At 56.5% G+C, this 15,026-nt stretch carries 15 protein-coding genes and 1 tRNA gene; 8 read left to right on the plus strand and 8 right to left on the minus strand.

Going from position 1 to position 15,026, the window contains the following annotated elements:
- Positions 1–16: 16 nt before the first annotated feature.
- Both rarD and AAY24_RS02190 read right to left on the minus strand, forming a co-directional pair.
- Positions 17–928 (minus strand): EamA family transporter RarD, encoded by a 912-nt coding sequence (gene rarD, locus AAY24_RS02185; RefSeq protein ID WP_046858290.1) that lies wholly within the window; start codon positions 926–928, stop codon positions 17–19.
- Positions 929–1,083: 155 nt separating this feature from the next.
- Positions 1,084–1,551 carry an Lrp/AsnC family transcriptional regulator gene (locus AAY24_RS02190; RefSeq protein ID WP_046858291.1) on the minus strand — a complete coding sequence of 156 codons (468 nt, stop codon included), beginning with the start codon at positions 1,549–1,551 and terminating at the stop codon, positions 1,084–1,086.
- A 160-nt stretch (positions 1,552–1,711) separates the two neighbouring features.
- On the opposite strand from AAY24_RS02190, the gene AAY24_RS02195 reads away from it, so the two are divergent.
- The 5 genes from AAY24_RS02195 to AAY24_RS02215 all read left to right on the plus strand — a co-directional run bounded on the left by AAY24_RS02195 (position 1,712) and on the right by AAY24_RS02215 (position 6,922).
- A complete protein-coding gene (locus AAY24_RS02195; RefSeq protein WP_046858292.1) occupies positions 1,712–2,677 on the plus strand; it encodes a hypothetical protein in 966 nt (321 codons plus the stop codon).
- Positions 2,678–3,243: 566 nt separating this feature from the next.
- Positions 3,244–4,884, plus strand: coding sequence for a response regulator (locus tag AAY24_RS02200; protein ID WP_046858293.1), 1,641 nt, complete (start codon positions 3,244–3,246; stop codon positions 4,882–4,884).
- The gene (locus AAY24_RS02205) at positions 4,881–5,549 is read left to right on the plus strand and encodes a sensor histidine kinase (RefSeq protein WP_046858294.1); all 669 of its coding nucleotides are present in this window, start codon (positions 4,881–4,883) and stop codon (positions 5,547–5,549) included. The genes AAY24_RS02200 and AAY24_RS02205 overlap by 4 nt, the downstream gene beginning before the upstream one ends.
- Positions 5,550–5,720: 171 nt before the next feature.
- Positions 5,721–6,041, plus strand: coding sequence for a quaternary ammonium compound efflux SMR transporter SugE (gene sugE / locus AAY24_RS02210; protein WP_046858295.1), 321 nt, complete (start codon positions 5,721–5,723; stop codon positions 6,039–6,041).
- Between the two features lie 107 nt (positions 6,042–6,148).
- Positions 6,149–6,922, plus strand: coding sequence for a sulfite exporter TauE/SafE family protein (locus tag AAY24_RS02215; protein WP_046858296.1), 774 nt, complete (start codon positions 6,149–6,151; stop codon positions 6,920–6,922).
- Between the two features lie 18 nt (positions 6,923–6,940).
- Here the strand turns inward: AAY24_RS02215 and AAY24_RS02220 are convergent, their stop codons facing one another.
- A complete protein-coding gene (locus AAY24_RS02220) occupies positions 6,941–7,180 on the minus strand; it encodes a DUF6489 family protein (RefSeq protein ID WP_046858297.1) in 240 nt (79 codons plus the stop codon).
- Positions 7,181–7,270: 90 nt separating this feature from the next.
- On the opposite strand from AAY24_RS02220, the gene AAY24_RS02225 reads away from it, so the two are divergent.
- From AAY24_RS02225 to AAY24_RS02235, 3 genes are all read left to right on the plus strand, one after another.
- A complete protein-coding gene (locus AAY24_RS02225) occupies positions 7,271–8,299 on the plus strand; it encodes a thioredoxin family protein (protein ID WP_052761005.1) in 1,029 nt (342 codons plus the stop codon).
- 62 nt (positions 8,300–8,361) lie between these two features.
- Positions 8,362–9,153, plus strand: coding sequence for a class I SAM-dependent methyltransferase (locus tag AAY24_RS02230; protein WP_046858299.1), 792 nt, complete (start codon positions 8,362–8,364; stop codon positions 9,151–9,153).
- Positions 9,140–10,261 carry a methyltransferase gene (locus tag AAY24_RS02235; protein ID WP_046858300.1) on the plus strand — a complete coding sequence of 374 codons (1,122 nt, stop codon included), beginning with the start codon at positions 9,140–9,142 and terminating at the stop codon, positions 10,259–10,261. Before AAY24_RS02230 ends, AAY24_RS02235 begins: the two co-directional genes overlap by 14 nt.
- A gap of 108 nt (positions 10,262–10,369) precedes the next feature.
- Here AAY24_RS02235 and AAY24_RS02240 read toward each other — a convergent pair.
- From AAY24_RS02240 to AAY24_RS02260, 5 genes are all read right to left on the minus strand, one after another.
- A tRNA-Asp gene (locus AAY24_RS02240) sits at positions 10,370–10,446 on the minus strand.
- A gap of 107 nt (positions 10,447–10,553) precedes the next feature.
- Positions 10,554–11,396 carry a deoxyribonuclease IV gene (gene nfo / locus AAY24_RS02245; RefSeq protein WP_046860944.1) on the minus strand — a complete coding sequence of 281 codons (843 nt, stop codon included), beginning with the start codon at positions 11,394–11,396 and terminating at the stop codon, positions 10,554–10,556.
- A gap of 112 nt (positions 11,397–11,508) precedes the next feature.
- Positions 11,509–11,805 (minus strand): ACT domain-containing protein, encoded by a 297-nt coding sequence (locus tag AAY24_RS02250; RefSeq protein WP_046858301.1) that lies wholly within the window; start codon positions 11,803–11,805, stop codon positions 11,509–11,511.
- Positions 11,802–13,472 carry an acetolactate synthase 2 catalytic subunit gene (gene ilvG / locus AAY24_RS02255; protein WP_046860945.1) on the minus strand — a complete coding sequence of 557 codons (1,671 nt, stop codon included), beginning with the start codon at positions 13,470–13,472 and terminating at the stop codon, positions 11,802–11,804. Before ilvG ends, AAY24_RS02250 begins: the two co-directional genes overlap by 4 nt.
- Positions 13,473–13,846: 374 nt before the next feature.
- A complete protein-coding gene (locus AAY24_RS02260; RefSeq protein WP_199930466.1) occupies positions 13,847–14,821 on the minus strand; it encodes a hypothetical protein in 975 nt (324 codons plus the stop codon).
- Between the last annotated feature and the right edge of the window lie 205 nt (positions 14,822–15,026).

Consider the following 15,026-nt stretch of genomic DNA (forward strand, 5'->3'; position numbering starts at 1 on the left):
AGGGTGTAGCGGCTGGTTATCTGATTTCAGCTTCCTGCTTGAAACGTTTTCTGGAATCCAGAGTGAAGATGGTCAGTCCCAGCCAGATCAGGATAAAGGTATGCAGGTGGTGGTTTGAAAAGGGCTCGTTGAACAGAAATACCGCCAACAGAAATTGGCAGGTAGGATTGAGATACTGCACCAGACCCAGTGTGCCCAGGCGCAGACGCTTGGAGGCGGAGGTGAACAGAATCAAGGGCAGGGCAGTTACCAGCCCGGAACTGATCAGCAACAGATCGAAAGTGATCTCTCCACTGCCAAAAACCAGTACACCCTGGTGCTTCAGATAGAACAGGTAGATCGCCGCTAATGGTGCCAGAAACAGGCACTCCATGGTGAGTCCCACCAGGGCCGAGACCGCCACTTTCTTCCGCACCAGGCTGTAAAATCCGAACGATAGGGAGAGTAACAGGGCAATCCAGGGCAGTTGCTGAAATGCAACCAGGAGGTTCAGTACGCCGAGGCTGACCAGCAGCAGCGAAATCATCTGATTCCGGTTCAGCCGTTCATCGAGAAACAGGCGGCCCAGCACCACCATGATAATAGGCATGATGTAATAACCCATGCTGGCTTCCAGTGCTTTGCCGTTGTTAACGGCCCAGATAAAGCCAAGCCAGTTGACCGAGACCAGTAGTGAGCTGAGCAGCAGGGTCAGCTGAATCCTGAAATTGCGGAACAGAGTGATAAAGGTTCGGAGTTGTCCGGTGACACCCACCAGCAGCAGAGTAAGCAGGAGTGACCAGATGGCCCGGTGGGCCAGGATCTCCAGTGCTGGTGCCTCACCAATGGCCCGATAGTAGAGGGGGGAAAGGCCCCAGATAACGAAGGCGCCAAGCGCATTCAGAACGCCGATTTTTGTCTCATGGTCGGATGTTGCTGTCTGCTTCATCAAGTCACGGGTTCCCGGGTGGGGTTGATTTTCTGTGGCGGATAGCATGATCGGAACCGGGACGGCTGGACCTGGATTCCCGGTAAGGATGCGGGTTCGGGCCTGTGTGCGGAGAGCCCTGCTGCCACGCGGCAAACATTATGTCCGACAGATGACTAGAGTTTGATCGCGGTCTCGAATTTTACACGATCCAGTGAGATCAGGCTGCGAAATTTCCTCAGATTGGATTGCTTATACAGCACCTTTTGGGTAAATGCCTCATAGGCCTGCATGTCTGGCACCGAGACCACCAGGATAAAATCCACCTCACCGGTGACGGCGTAACATTGGGTCACCTCGGGCGACCCCAGTATCACCTTGCGGAACTGTGATGCCAGCTCCAGATGATCACGCTCCATCTCCACTTCCACAATGATATTTATCTGATGTCCGGCCACCCGGGGATCAATGATGGAGACGTCCGATGTGATGACACCCTCGCTACGCAGGCGGTTCACCCGGCGCAGACAGGCGGGTGGAGAGAGCCCGACCTGTTCTGCCAACTTCAGGTTGCTGATTCTATTGTTTTTTTGCAGTTGGTTGAGGATGCGGCGATCGATCCGGTCTGGAGTGAATCTATTCATGATTAATTAAATTAAATAATTTATATAAAAAATGAAATTTAATTATAAATTAATCTGAAAATCAAAATTTAATTAAATCAGTGGGGGTTATTAAAATATCGTGCTTCACTTCTGCTGGCTACAATGTGTGCCTTGACTACGTCTGCTTGAGAACAGCTATATGAAACAGTGGTTCCGGGAGTTGTTGCTGGAGATCTATCAGGTAACCAGCACACTGTTCAAAATCATGATACCGACACTGCTGCTGGTGAAACTGCTGGAGGAGCTTGGCGGCGTTGAGGTGATTGCCTGGCTGCTGGGTCCGGTGATGACCTTAGTGGGGTTGCCGGAGTCCATGTCCCTGGTCTGGGCAACCACCCTGATGACCAATATCTACACCGGGATGGTGATCTTCTTTAACCAGGCGCCGCTGGAACAGCTGACGGTTGCCCAGGTGACGGTGCTGGGTACCATGATGTTACTTGCCCATACCCTGCCGATCGAGGCGCGGATCGCCCAGAAGGCGGGGGTCAGGCTGGCTGTTACCTTGTTTATCCGACTCTTCAGTGCGGTGCTGCTTGGCTACATACTGCACCATCTCTACGCCTGGGGCGACTGGTTGCAGGAGCCGGCCCGGATGGTCTGGCAGCCGGCTGAGACGGACACCGGCCTGATCGCCTGGGCAGTGAGCCAACTGGAGAGCCTCGGTGTGATCCTGGTAATCATCTCTCTACTGTTGACCAGCCTGAAGCTGTTGCGTCTGCTGGGAGTGGAGCGCCTGCTGCAGTGGTTGTTGCAGCCGCTGTTGAGAATGATGGGTATCGGCCGTGCCGCGACCACCATCACCATCGTAGGTTTTACCCTGGGGATCGCTTTCGGTGGCGGTTTGCTGATCAAGGAGGCACGGGCGGGGCATGTTCCCTACCGGGATGTTTTCAGCGCCATGACCTTGCTGGCACTCTGTCACAGCATGATTGAAGACACCTTGCTGATACTGTTACTGGGCGCCGATATGAGTGGTATTTTCTGGATGCGCATGATCTACGGCTTTGCGGCGGTGGCACTGATCAGTCGTCTATTGGCCGTCAGTAGTGAACGGTTCCACCGCCGTTACCTGGTTCACTCACTGGAGGCGGCAAAGCCGTGAGGGAAGTGGTCAGTGAAGTGGCTGCCCTTGCTGTTTCCCGCGGACTATCTTCCCGGAGCTCCCTGAGCAGGATCGGTATTCTCTGACGCCCGGTATCACTTTTCTACCGATCCGATGAACCACTCAGTCATTCCAATGAATTGGCTTTCGCTTTATCTGGCTTGTACTTGCACTATGCTTCCAGGGAAGGGTGGTGTTATCAGAAAGCGAAGGTATCGCTCCCTCCGGGGAGATGAGAACGGGGGTAGTTTCCTGTTCTGCAATAAAAATGGCGCCATTGACGCCATTTTTTATTAAACTCGCTCCCCATACTGCCGATAGGCTTTTAGCGATAACAATAAAGGGGGATAGTCGAATATTTATTCGACTCTCCTGCCGGGAATGGGATGGCCCGATGCTGGATAATCGCCTGGAGTGGATTGATGGCCAGACCGTTACCTCAGCAGGAATCGGTCGGGCGCTATACTTGACTGCGTTAGTCTCCCCATCCGAACGCTGACTGCGTGTGCAGCCACGCCAAGAACGCGTGCGCTGATTCGCGCCGCGAGTAGATTGAGAAGAGTGGAATGGGATCGAAAATAGAGCAGTTAAGTTTCCTGGTGGTGGATGACTACGCCGATATGCGTGGAGTGCTGCGCAACATGTTGCAGTCGTATGGTGTCTCGGATATCGATTCGGTCGCCAACGGGCGGGAGGCTATCTCGCGGATCGAAGCGAAGCGTTATGACGTCATTCTGTGTGATTACAACCTGGGGGATGGCCGGGATGGTCAGCAGGTACTGGAAGAGATTCGCGCCCGAAGGCTGATCGGGGTCGGCTCTATTTTTGTCATGATCACGGCCGAGAATACCCGTTTGATGGTAATGGGTGCTGTGGAGTATGAACCCGATTCATATCTGACCAAGCCCTTCACCAAGGATCTGCTCGCTCAACGGTTGGAGCGGCTGCTGAACAAGAAGGCGGATCTGCGGGAGATCGAACAGGCGATCGACCGGCGGGATTTTGATCTGGCCAATGAGCTGCTGGATAAACGGATCGCGGAGAAGCCCCGGAACATTAACGAGTTGATCAAGATTAAAGCGGATCTGGCGCTCAAGGATGGCGATTTTGATCAGGCGGAAACGATCTATTCCGACATGTTATCCCAACGGGAAATTGTCTGGGCCCGGGTGGGGCTTGGGAAATCCTATTTCCTGAGTGGTAAATACGAAGATGCCAGGCAGGTATTTCAGGGCCTGGTTGATGGTAATGAGCGTTTAATGACCGCCTATGACTGGTTGTCAAAGACCTACCAGGCGCTGGATGATCCGATCGCGGCCCAGAAAGTGTTGGAGACGGCCACCGCCCACTCCGCCAAGGCCATCATGCGTCAGCGCGCCCTGGGTGAACTGGCGTTGCGCAACCATGACGAGAAAGTGGCGGCGCGCGCGTTCAGTCAGGCTATTCAACTTGGCAAACACTCCATCTATAAGCATCCCTCCCTGTATGCCAATCTGGCCCGTTGTAAAGCGAGTATCAATAGCGGTGACGCTGCCCTGATGGTACTCCGGGATATGAAAAAGGCCTACAAAGGCGATGCGGAAGCCAATCTGTACGCCTCCATGACCGAGGCGACAATCCAGGAGGATATGCATAACGGGGTGCGGGCACGGCAATGTATGATCGAGGCCCACGAGCTGTACAAGAAGCTCGGTACCCGGGCGGCGCCGGAACTGGCGCTGGATATGGCGCGCGCCTGTGACCGGATGGGGGAGAAGCAACGCGCCGGGGAACTGCTGCACCAGGCGGTGCGCAATAACCACTCCGATGAGCTGTTCCTGAAGGCGGTTGGGGAGACCATGGATGACCTGGGGCTGGCGGATGATCCCCGGGCGATGATCGCCGATATCAAGCGTGAGATTGTCAAGCTCAACAATCGTGGCGTGGAGCTGGCCAAACTGGGCAAGCTGGATGAAGCGATGCTGTTGTTTGAAGAGGCAGCTGCCGGTATGCCGGCCAATAAGGTGGTGAATCTCAATGCGGCGCGTATATTCATGTTGCACATGAAAGAGGCGGGAATTGAAGCGGAGCAGATGACCAAGGTACGTGAGTACCTCGGGCGGGTGCAGCAGATGGACCCGGAAGACCGTACACTGTATAAGATGCAGCGGATGTTGAAAGAGCTGTTAAAACATGCCGCGGAAAGTGAAAAAGGGGTTGATAGATGAGATTTTATGATGTGCTGGCATCGTTGATCCATGACATGAAGAACTCCCTCAGTCTGGTGATTCATACCCTGGACGGGATAACCCTGGACACGGCAACGGACAGCACTAATCAGGCCCGTATCACGTTGCTGCAGAACGAAGCCAAACGGCTGAATAACAACCTGATCGAGCTGCTGACCCTGTATAACATTGAGAATGAGCGCATCTCTCCGTCGATTGAAGAGGTGGATGTGGCCGGGTTTATTGCAGAGATCATGGCGGAAAACCGCTCCTCCGTGGAGGCCAATCACATTGAACTTACCAGCGACTGTGATCCGGAGCTGTTTGGCTATTTTGATGAAAACCTGATTCGTAATGTGCTGAATAACCTGGTTGGAAACGGCATCCGCTATACCCATGACCAGCTGCTCATATCCGCGGTTGAAGAGGCTGGCTACCTGGTATTCCGGGTTGAAGATAATGGGCCCGGTTATCCGGAACCGATGTTGTCATCCCAAGCGTTAAAAAATGAGCAGAGCGATCTGGCGGATGGCCGGACCAAGCTGGGGCTCTATTTTGCCGCCATGATTGCCGAGATGCACCGCAATGGAGAACAGCAGGGTTTCATCCGGCTGGAGAACAACCACCGGCTTAGTGGTGGTTGTTTTTCCATCTGGTTGCCTTGAATTTCGCTCGACATCTGATGTAATAGCGGCCACTGATTTCCACCGTCTGGTTCGGGGCGGCGCAGTCCGGTGGTGTTGCCGGACCTGATCGCAACTGACTTTAATCCCGTACTGATTTGATCAATCCGGCTCCTGTGAGCCGGATGGCCCTACTGTTTTGAGACAATAGTTATGTCATGGTTGATACTGGTTATAGCGGGGCTGTTTGAGGTCGGCTGGGCAGTGGGATTGAAGTATACGGACGGCTTCAGCCGTTTCTGGCCCAGTCTCTGGACACTGCTCTCCATGATTGTCAGTATCTGGCTGCTGAGTGTAGCCATGAAGGTTCTGCCGGTGGGAACCGCCTACCCAATCTGGGTTGGTGTGGGTGCAATTGGCACGGTGGTACTTGGTATTGTATTGATGGGTGAAGCGGTGAATGCCCTACGGCTGGTCAGCATTTTGCTGATCATTGTTGGTATTGTCGGACTGAAAATATCCAGTGTTTCCTGAACTGTCATCCCGGGCGATCCGACGAACAGGCCGTGTGTGCTCTGCTCTCCGCACGTAACTGAATCCTGATAGCTTCCGACCACTCTGCGACCCATAAAGGATTGCCCATGTTATTCGAAGTGCTGTTTCTTTTTCTGGCAGGATTCTTTGGTGGTGTGCTCAACTCCATCGCCGGGGGTGGCAGTTTCATCACTTTTCCGGCCCTGCTGTTTGTCGGGGTGCCACCCATCAGTGCCAATGCCACCAATACCTTCTCATCCTGTTCCGGCTATATCAGTGGTGCCTATGCGTTTCGCAGGGAGCTGATGGCGCACCGGACTGAGTTGCCGCGGTTTGTGTTGGTCAGCCTGGTGGGGGGTGTGGGGGGCGCCTGGTTACTGTTGCAGACCCCCGAAACACTGTTTCAGGAGGCGATTCCCTGGCTGTTACTGTTTGCGACCCTGCTGTTCATTCTGGGGGGGCGTATCAACCTGGTCCTGAGAGGGTTGGCCTCCATGCATCGTCACGCATCCAGCGTCGGTCAGTTGCTGCTGTTGATTTTCCTGCTCGGCGTCTGTGTTTACGGCGGCTTTTTTAACGCCGGACTTGGCATTATTACACTCAGTTATCTGGCATTGGCGGGGTATGCCGATATCAACGCCATGAACGGTATCAAGCTACTGGTTTCCACAGTGGTGTCACTGATCGCCATAGCGCTGTTTGTTTTCGATGGCGTGATCGCCTGGTACGAGGGGACGCTGGTGCTGTTGGGTACCCTGACCGGTGGTTATGTGGCAGCCCACGCGGCCCGTCGATTGCCGCAGACCCGGGTCCGGCAGTTTGTTATCGTCGTCAGCGTAGCCGTCACCGGCTACTTCTTCTACCATACCTACGGGATGTGAAGCAGAAGGGGCTACCTGTTAATCCCCCTGTTTGCTATAGGCACTCATCACTCCCGCAATCAGTTTCTGAAAACTCTCCATGGAGTTGCTGGACTGGGCCAGAAACGGCTTCATCAGGCTGAGGGGATCGTAGCCTTCAGCGCCTGCATCCATCTGCTCACGGATCTTGTCGATCATCTCTTCCTGCAGTGGTTGGACATCAGGCCAGCCCATCAATGTGCGCATCTCTTCCGGTGTTATATCAATAGAGATTTTCATGCTCTCTCCTGGTCTGATTTGGACGATGATTGTGTGGTCAGCCCCTGCTATGCTTGTCACTACGTTATCAGTGTTTAAGGTATTTGGACAATGCTGGATTCTTATTTGTTGCGGGCTTGGTTAGTACTTCTGATGCTGTTGGTTGGCGCAACCGCTGCCGCTGAGTCAGAAGGACGTTTTCTCGGTGCCAGGGAGACGGTTTACCCGGACTGGTTCAAGAACAGCTTCCTGGATATCCGGGAGGATGTGGCGGAAGCGCAGGAATCGGGGCGACGGGTGATGCTGTTTTTTCATCAGGACGGTTGCCCCTACTGCAATCTGCTGGTGGAGCGCAACCTCTCCCAACGGGAAATCGAGCAGCAGGTGCGCCGCCAGCTGGATGTGATCGGCATTAACATGTGGGGTGACCGGACGGTGGTGGATCTGAATGGCCAGGAGCAGACCGAGAAAAGCTTTTCCGCTGCCCTGAGGGTACAGTTCACCCCGACTCTGCTGTTTCTGGATGAGGCGGGGCAGGTGATCCTGCGGCTTAACGGTTATATCCCGCCGGCGCGTTTCAAGCTGGCGCTCGACTATGTGGCCGGTCGGCTGGAGCAGCAGATGAGTTATCGTGACTATCTGGCGACCCACCAGGCGGGAACTGCCGAGGGTCCTGGACTGCGGGTACAGCCCTTTTTCATGGCGCCTCCCCATGATCTATCCCTGGTACAGGAACCGCTGGCGGTGTTCTTCGAACAGAGTGACTGCCCGGCCTGCAATCGCCTCCATGACGAGCTGTTGAGCGATCCGGAAATTCGCCAGCTGGTGGGTCGTACCCATGCTGTCCAACTGGATATGTGGGCCGATACACCGATCATTACTCCGGCGGGTGAACGCACAACAGCGCGGCAGTGGGCGCAAAAACTGGCGATCAACTACGCCCCTTCGGTGGTGCTGTTTGACCCGCAGTCAGGGGAGGTGATCCGTTCCGAAGCGTTTTTCAAACGCTTTCACACCGCTTCGATCTTTGACTATCTCCTTTCGGGTGCTTATAAAACGGAACCCAGTTTCCAACGTTATCTCTCGGCCAGGGTCGAACATATCCGGGAGCAGGGCCGGGATGTGGATATCTGGCAGTAAGGGTGCCTGATTGCTTAGCAGGGACCACTCCGGATCGATCGAGTCGTTTTACAGGGTTATGTGTGTCTGAACAATTGTCAGTTGTCGGCGTGGCCGCCGCCTCAGCAGAGCAGCAACCAGCGGCGGCGCAGTTGGCAGCTGCGCTCTCGCTCCCCTGTGTCCGGTTTGATCCTGACAAGTCGGGTTTGGTGCTGCTGCAACAGGTCGATCGCCTGGAACTTCGTCAGACCGGTCCGGGCGCACCGGGACCGGTGTGGGTCGATTTTGTGGGAGGAAAGGCAGCCCATCGGCGAAAATTCGGTGGTGGCCGTGGTCAGCCGCTGGCCCGGGCCGCCGGCCTGAAAAAGGGTGCCACTCCCCGAATTCTGGACATGACGGCGGGGCTCGGACGGGATGGCTTTGTCCTCGCTACGCTGGGTTGCGAAGTGGTCATGATGGAACGCTCCCCGGTGATCCACGCTCTGCTTAGTGATGGACTGCAACGCGCCCGACAGGACAGCGAGGTCGGAGCGATAGCGGAACGTATCCGGCTGCTCTGTCAGGATGGTCGTGACTATCTGGTGTCGGCAGGGGAGGAGAGGCCCGACGTGGTCTATCTTGATCCCATGTATCCACATCGGGATAAGTCCGCCAGGGTGAAGAAGGAGATGCGTCTTCTGCAACTGCTGCTGGGGGAGGATCGGGACAGCGGTGAACTGCTGGCGAGTGCGCTCGGCACCGCCCTCAGCCGGGTGGTGGTGAAACGACCGGTCAAGGCGCCACCGTTGCATGGGCCGGCGCCGTCGCTCTCCATAGGTAGCCCCAATACCCGCTATGACATCTACCTGACCGGGGCAAACCATGCAGCAACTTGAGGTGCCCACCGGCAGGTTTATTTTACGTCGCTATCCGTTACGCAAGCGGGAGACGTTGCGCGCCTGGGATGCGGCGGATGAGTATCTGCTGGACCATCTGGGGCAGGAGGTCAACGGGCGGGTACTGATTGTCAATGACACCTTTGGTGCTCTCAGCGTTGCGCTCTCCCAATGGGCACCAACCCATCAGAGTGACTCCTTCCTGGCCACCTGGTCGGCCCGGGAGAATCTGGCCGCCAACGGATACGACCCTGAGCGAATCGATTTCATCACCGCCCTGGATAAACCTCAAGGTCTGTATGACCTGGTGCTGGTTCGTGTTACCAAGACCCAGGGGCTGCTGGAGCATGAGTTGATCCAGCTCCGTTCCCATCTTGCGCCCGATGCCCGGCTCATCGGCTGCGGAATGGCCCGGCAGATCCACACCTCAACCCTGCAACTGTTTGAGCGTATTATCGGGCCAACCACCACCTCACTGGCCCGCAAGAAGGCGCGACTTATATTTGCCAGCCCGGAGCCGACCCTGGAGGAGAGCGACTCGCCCTATCCGGTACGCTATCTCCTGGAGGGGAGCGGCTTTCAGTTGGTCAATCATGCCAATGTCTTTTCCCGGGATAAGCTGGATATCGGTACCCGTCTGCTGTTGGAACATATCCCGGCTGATAACGGCTACCGGGATATTATTGACCTGGGATGTGGCAATGGGGTGGTGGGCCTGATCGCGGCGCAGCACAATCCCGCCGCCACAATCCATTTTGTCGATGAGTCTGCCATGGCGGTGGCCAGTGCCCAGGCCACCTATGCCGGGGCGGGCCTGCCGAACCCCGCACGATTCGTGCAGGGGGATGCTTTGAGTCAATTCCCTCCGGCCAGCGCCGATCTGATTCTCTGCAATCCGCCGTTTCATCAGGGCAACGTGGTGGGGGACGAAATCGCCTGGCGCATGTTCAACCAGGCGCGCCGGACGCTGCGCAAGGGTGGGGAGTTACGTATCATCGGTAATCGTCATCTCAATTATCACGTCAAGCTGAAGCGGCTGTTCGGCAATGTGCAGCAGATGGCGGCGAATCGAAAATTCGTGGTGCTAAAAAGTTTCAAGAATGGTTGAGGAGTATGCCTGCCCCGGAGGATCCACTATGGCAATCCGGGATGGCTAGCATAAAGCGATCTGCGAGCGAAAAAAAAACGGATACCGAAGTATCCGTTTTTATAAAGATGGCGGAGCGGACGGGACTCGAACCCGCGACCCCCGGCGTGACAGGCCGGTATTCTAACCAACTGAACTACCGCTCCGCAGCGGTTCAAATCAGTTGTCAATGGAGCCGACAACCAACGTTGGAGCGCGGTAGTTTAATGATTCCTGACCAAAGGTCAACCGCTTTTGTTTCTTCACTGCCCGGTTAACGCTGAAAAGCGTAGAGCTGACGTATTTCATCGGCCCAGATTGTGTCATCCACGGTCTCCAAAACCATGGGGATCTCCTCGAACCGGGGATCATTCATGATGTATTCGAACACCGGCCAGCCCAGTTTCCCCTTGCCCAGACTCTCATGCCGGTCAACCCGGCTGCCGAGATCGGGCTTGCTGTCGTTGAGATGGACGCCGCGCAGGTAGCTGAAGCCTACAATCCGTTCAAACTCGGCGAAGGTCTGATCGCAGGCTTCTGCGCTGCGCAGGTCGTAACCGGCGGTGAAGGTGTGGCAGGTATCCAGGCAGACGCCGACCCGGGATTTATCTTCCACCTGGTCGATGATGCTGGCCAGGTGCTCAAATCGGTAACCCAGGTTGGTACCCTGGCCGGCGGTATTCTCAATCACGGCTGTCACCCCACTGGTCTGTTCCAGAGTCCAGTTGATGGAGTCCGCCACCCGGGCAAGGCTCTCCTCTTCGGAGATCTTTTTTAGATGGCTGCCGGGATGGAAGTTGAGCAGGCTCAGCCCCAGCTGTTCGCAGCGGCGCATCTCGTCCAGGAAGGCGTCCCGGGATTTCTGCAACGCCTCCTGTTCCGGATGTCCAAGATTGATCAGATAACTGTCGTGGGGCAGCACGAACCGGGGTTCGATAGCCGCATGTTCCAGGTTTTCCCTGAAGCGGCTGATACTGGCGTCGGTCAATGGCTTGGCCTTCCATTGCCGCTGGTTCTTGGTGAACAGGGCGAAGGCCTTAGCCCCAATAGCCTGGGCATTGAGCGGGGCGTTCTCCACCCCACCGCTGGCGCTGACATGGGCACCGATACGTTTCATACAGGTCTCCGTTGGAAAACCAGTCATGTTAGCGGAAACCTGTCCCGACTCACAGCCGCCTCAACCCTCCTGTTTATCGGGGTTTTGGGTTCGGCGGTGTGGGATACCCCGGCTAGAGGGGATACATGAGCGATACCTTGCCGTAATCGCCCCCCATCTGTGGTGCAGGGTCGGCCACGGCATGCAGGGAGCTTAATTCCCGGATGCCGCCAAGCTTGTTCAACTGGGTCACCAGACGCTCCTGCGGGCGGTCGCTTTCAACAGTCAGATGGACTTTGAGCAGCCGTTCCGCATCGTTGTTTTTGACGTCCATGGAGCGGACGGCAAACCCCCGCACCCGGGTGGTCTGAAGAATCTTCTCCAGCATGGCCGGGGTGGATTGGGCCTTAATATGCAGGCTGAATATCATGGGTGCGCTCCTGTAGTTGTTTGATGATCGGTCAGAATCTGGTCGTTGGCGTCGCCCGGCTTCACCATAGGCCAGACGTTGTGTTCGGTTGCAATGGCTACATGCAGCAGGGCCGGGCCCGGCGCATCCAGCAGTTTGCCGATGGCGTAGGCCATATCTTCGGGTTCAGATATGGAGTGGGCGGCGATATTGAACGCCCGCGCCAGGGTGCAGAAGTCCGGGTTGTCGGACAGATCGATCTCGCTGTAGCGTTCCTGGTAGCAGACCGCCTGCTGCTGTCGCACCATCCCCAGTGCCTGGTTATCCAGAATAATGATCTTGATCGGCAGCTGGTAACGGCCGATGGTGGCCAGCTCCTGGGTGTTCATCTGGAAGGAGCCGTCGCCGGCAATGTTGATCACCGGGGTTTCCGGATTGGCCAGTTGGGCGCCGATGGCGGCCGGCAGACCAAATCCCATGGCGCCCAGTCCGCCACTGGTGAGGTGCTGGCGCGGATGGTTAAACGCATAGTGTTGCGCCACCCACATCTGGTGCTGGCCCACATCGCAGCTGATGATGGCGTGACCGCGGGTCATCCGGGACAGCTGGCGCATGAAGTGGGGGCCGGTGATGCCCTCCGGCTTCGGCAGGGAAAAGCCATCCCGGTCCCGCCGTTCCCGGCACTCTGTCTGCCACTCTTCCAGGTTCAGCTGGAGGGTCATTGCCTTCAGACTCTGCCGGATGTCCCCGGCCAATGCGCAACTGGCCGGACGCAGTTTGCCGATCTCCGCCGGATCGATGTCCAGGTGAATGACCCGGGCATTGGGGGCAAAGCGGTTGAGCTTGCCGGTGACCCGGTCGTCAAAGCGTACCCCCACCGCGACCAATAAGTCGGCCTCCTGAACCAACTGATTGGCCGCCACTGAGCCGTGCATACCGAGCATACCCAGGTTCAAGGGATGGTTGCCGGGCAGGGCGCCCAGTCCCTTCAGGCTGAAAACGGCCGGTATGCCGCTGGTCTCGACAAATTTGCGGAACAGATTGATGGCATCGCCCAGCAGGATACCTCCACCACCATAGATGATCGGTTTACGGCTGCTCCTGAGCAGCTCGATCGCCCCCTGCAGTTGCTCGTCCGGGAGTGGTTGCTGGTCAGGTTCAGCTGCCGGTTGGGGCAAGGTATGCCCGGGCAGCGAGGCCAGCTGGACATCCTTGGGCAGATCCACCAGTACCGGGCCGGGGCGTCCCTCCCGGGCAATACGGAAGGCCTGGTCCAGTATCTCCGGCAGCTCCTGGATCGATTGCACCAGGAAACTCTGCTTGGTGATCGGCAGACTCATGCCCAGCACATCGATCTCCTGGAAAGCGTCGGTGCCGATCAGCGGGGTGGGTACCTGTCCGGTGATGGCCACCATGGGGACAGAGTCCATGTAGGCGTCCGCCAGTCCGGTCATCAGGTTGGTGGCGCCGGGGCCGGATGTGGCCAGACAGACGCCGATGCGGCCGCTGGAGCGGGCATAACCGTTGGCGGCAAAGGCGGTGCCCTGTTCGTGGCGGCAGAGGATGTGCCGGACCGGACTCTCCAGCAGGGCGTCATAGATCGGCATGACACAGCCACCGGGGTAACCGAACAGCGTATCGACCCCTTCGGACATCAGTTTTCTAACAATGTATTGCGCTCCATTCATCTCTCTGTTGGCTCCCGGTTCAATGTCTGGGCCGCTCCCGGCCATCCATGGCCTGTGCGGCATAAGCCCGTCCCTGGGCAAAGTCGCTCCCGGCCATCCATGGCCTGCGCGGCATAAGCCCGTCCCTGGGCAAAAAAAAACCCCCGGATCTTTCGATGCGGAGGTCTTTTCGGTGTTTGGGTGAAAAATGCTAGCCGATAGTCTCTCCGCGCAGTCGGGTTACGACTACTACCAGAGATACCACTACCATCAGCGCACGAATTTTCATGGGTTGTCTGTTACTTTTTCCGTTACCGGTCTGTTGTTCTGAATCCAGCCCGTCCCGACTTTGTGAACAGGGAAGGGCGTTGAAATAGTTTCAAGTGCCATTCTTTCTACACTATCGGTTGCTGGGATGCAAGCGCGGATTGAAATCCACACATGGCCAGGGTGCCGCCATTGTACAGGATCAACTGTGGCCCGGTCGGCGCCTGGCGTTCCATGGCGCATTTGACCGTGTAAAAATGTTTCACCGAGTAGACCGGGTCCATCAGCAGCCCGGTTTGCCGGGCAATGGCCCAGCTTTCACTCAGGATGGTTTTATTGATACTGCCGTAAGAGGCGGCGCTGGCCGGTTGCATAAACCGAACTTCGGGGCATCGGGGCGGTAGCGGTTGTTGCATCAGCTTGGTCAGCCACTGTGCAAACTGTTGGTAGCGGTGCTGGAACTCGTCCGGACTGCCGGCGATCAGGGTGATATGGACGCGGGGTTCGCTAAGGCCGAGTAATCGCATGCCGAGCAGCAGGCCGATAGCACTGACCCCGGTGCCGCTATCGCTCCAGATGTCGGTGAAATCGATTCCAAGCTCTCCGATGTTACGGTGCAGATCGGCGGCCAGAGTGAGGATGCCGGGCAGTACCGCTTCGTTGTAACCACCCTCGGCGATCACCGTGGCTGAGACGCCCCGCTTGTTCAGTTCAGCAACCCGCTGGTCAGCGATCTCCATTACCTGTGGCCACTCCCGGTGACTGATATACTCTATCCGGTCGGGTGGCAGGAGCATGGTAAGCAGCAGGTGATTGCCCATTAAGCGGCTGTTTCCAGGCGCTTTTATCAGCACGGAGACATCCATGCCCCGACTTCTCAGCAGCTGGGCAAGCCCCATCACGTTGTTGGAATGTGCGCTACCTATCAAGATTATCCGGTCGTTGCCGTTATGCTCTAGCGTTGGCAAAAGGCTGAGGTATTTGCGATGCTTGGTGCCCACTGCATTGGCGTTCAGTTCATCCTCTCGTTTGATAAAGACCGGGCTGGAGCAGGTGGCTGGCAGGTATCCATTCAGCCGATGACAGCGGCTTTTCCAGTTCATTTCCCGATCCAGCTTATCGCCGATCAGGTGTTGGAGAGGGTCGGGCAGGCTCATGGCAAACCAGCTGTGGCGGTCTGTTAAACGATTTGGTGGTTCCTGACAGGATCCACCCCGGATTGGTCATAAAGTGTATGTGGTTTATTACTCCCGTAAAACAGGCATCATAACAAGATTGATCTTCAGTGAAGGTCAAACAACAACCGCA

Source organism: Sedimenticola thiotaurini, from assembly GCF_001007875.1.
GTDB classification, from domain to species: Bacteria; Pseudomonadota; Gammaproteobacteria; order Chromatiales; family Chromatiaceae; genus Sedimenticola; species Sedimenticola thiotaurini.